The sequence below is a fragment of the Streptomyces boncukensis genome (genome assembly GCF_011045075.1).
Classification (GTDB): Bacteria; Actinomycetota; Actinomycetes; order Streptomycetales; family Streptomycetaceae; genus Streptomyces; species Streptomyces boncukensis.
In genome coordinates this window covers 1-2,195 of sequence record NZ_JAAKZZ010000815.1, presented here as the reverse complement: position 1 = coordinate 2,195, position 2,195 = coordinate 1, and the positions used below count along the sequence as shown (strand labels likewise).

The 2,195-nt window shown below is 71.7% G+C and carries 1 protein-coding gene; it reads left to right on the top strand.

The window, feature by feature from the left end; all coding sequences use genetic code 11:
• Nucleotides 1-9 precede the first annotated feature (9 nt).
• On the top strand, nt 10-2,195 hold a 2,186-nt coding region (locus G5C65_RS35925), incomplete at its 3' end, for an SDR family NAD(P)-dependent oxidoreductase (RefSeq protein ID WP_165303245.1).

Genomic DNA, 2,195 nt, shown 5'->3' with positions numbered 1-2,195 from the left:
GAGGGCGGTATGCGGCGTCTGCTGTCCGCCTTCGGTGAGGCGTGGAGGGCCGGAGCCGATGTCGACTGGTCCACTGTGCTCACCGGCCGTCAGGTCCCGCTGCCGACCTACGCCTTCCAGCACCAGCGCTACTGGGTGGATGCGCCGTCGCAGCCGGTTCAGGGTGCTGTTGGGGCGGCTGATCCGGTGGAGTCCGAGTTCTGGGATGCGGTCGAGCGTGAGGACCTGGAGGAGCTGGCCGGGACTCTTCAGCTGTCCGAAGCACCGCAGCTGCTGGGCTCGGTGGTGCCGGCCCTGGCGTCGTGGCGTCGTGAGCGGCGGCAGCGGTCTGTTGTTGATACGTGGCGCTATCAGGTGGTGTGGAGGCCGCTGGAGAGCGCGTCGTCGGGGCTGCTGTCCGGCACGTGGCTGGTGGTGGGGCAGTCGGATGGCGATGTGGTTGCGGCGCTGACTGGCGCGGGTGCTGAGGTGGTGGGCTTGCCGGCGGACGGGGCGCTGGATCGTGCCGGTCTGGCGGAGCGGGTTGCTGCGGTGTCCGATGTGCGCGGTGTGGTGCTGGTGGCAGGTACGGATCGGGGGTTGGGCCGTGGTTCGTCGGTGCCGGACGAGCTGACGGCAGTGGTGGTGTCGCTGCAGGCGTTGGGTGACGCCGGGGTTGATGCGCCGTTGTGGGTGGTGACCCGGGGTGCGGTATCGGTGGGGCAGTCGGACCGGGTGGCCGATCCGATGCAGGCGGCGGTGTGGGGCCTGGGCCGGGTTGCGGCGCTGGAGGTCCCGCAGCGCTGGGGCGGTCTGCTCGACCTCCCGGCCGAGCTGGATGCCCGGTCCGGAGCCCGGTTCGCGGGCGTCCTGGCCGGTGGCGGCGAGGACCAGGTCGCGGTGCGTGGGGCCGGGGTGTACGGGCGCCGCCTGACCCGGGCGGTTGCGGTGGCCCCGGTGGATGAAGGGTGGCGGCCCTCGGGCACGGTGCTGGTCACCGGTGGTACCGGTGCCCTGGGCGCACACGTGGCCCGGTGGCTGGCGGGACGTGGTGCGCCGCATCTGGTGCTGACCAGCCGCAGCGGGGTGGCGCCGGACGGCCTGGTCGAGGAGCTGACGGAACTCGGCGCGCGGGTGACGGTGGCCGCGTGCGATGTCACCGACCGGGAGGCGCTCGCCGCGGTGATCGCCGGTGTTCCGGAGCAGCGGCCGCTGACCGGCATCGTGCACGCGGCCGGTGTCACGGATACGCAGTGGCTGGAGCAGGCCGACCGGGACGCGATGACCGCGGTGCTGGCTGCGAAGGTCGACGGGGCGGTGTATCTGGACGAGCTGACCGCACATCTGCCGCTGGAGCTGTTCGTGGTGTTCTCCTCGGGCGCTGCGGTGTGGGGTGGCGCGGGTCAGGGCGCGTATGCGGCGGGCAACGCATTCCTGGACGCGTGGGTGCAGCACCGCCACGACCGCGGACTCCCCGGTACGTCGGTGGCCTGGGGCCCGTGGGACGGCGACGGGATGGCGGTCCAGGGCGACACACAGCACATGCTGAGCCGGCGTGGGCTGTCGCCGATGGAGCCGGAGTTGGCGATGCGTACGCTGGCGACGGCGATCGACAGCGGGGAGTCGGGGCTGGTCGTCGCGGATGTGGAGTGGTCGACGTTCGCCCCGGCGTTCACCTCTGCCCGGCCGAGCCCCCTGCTCGCCGATCTGCCGGAAGTCTCGTCCGTGCTGGAACCGGGCAGCGACGACGGCGACACGGCGGAGTTGCCCTGGCTGCTCGCCGACGTGCCTGCCACCGAGCGGCGGCACGTGTTGCTGGACGCGGTGCGCACCCATGCGGCGGCGGTGCTGGGTCACTCCGGTGCGGAGGAGGTGGAGCCGGGCCGGGCGTTCCGGGACCTGGGCTTCGATTCGCTGATGGCCGTCGAACTGCGCAACCGCCTGCAGGCGGCCACCGGTCTGCGCTTGGCGCCCACCCTCGTGTTCGACTATCCGACCGCGTCGGTACTGGTGGATTTCCTCTTGGCCGAGCTGTCGGGAGAGGAGTTCGGGGCACCGGCCGAGGCGGCGTCGGAGGTGATCGGCGTCGACGAGCCGGTTGCGATTGTGGGTGTGAGTTGTCGTTTTCCGGGTGGTGTGGGTTCGCCGGATGATCTGTGGCGGGTGGTGCGGGATGGTGTTGATGGGGTTGGTGGTTTCCCGGGTGATCGGGGTTG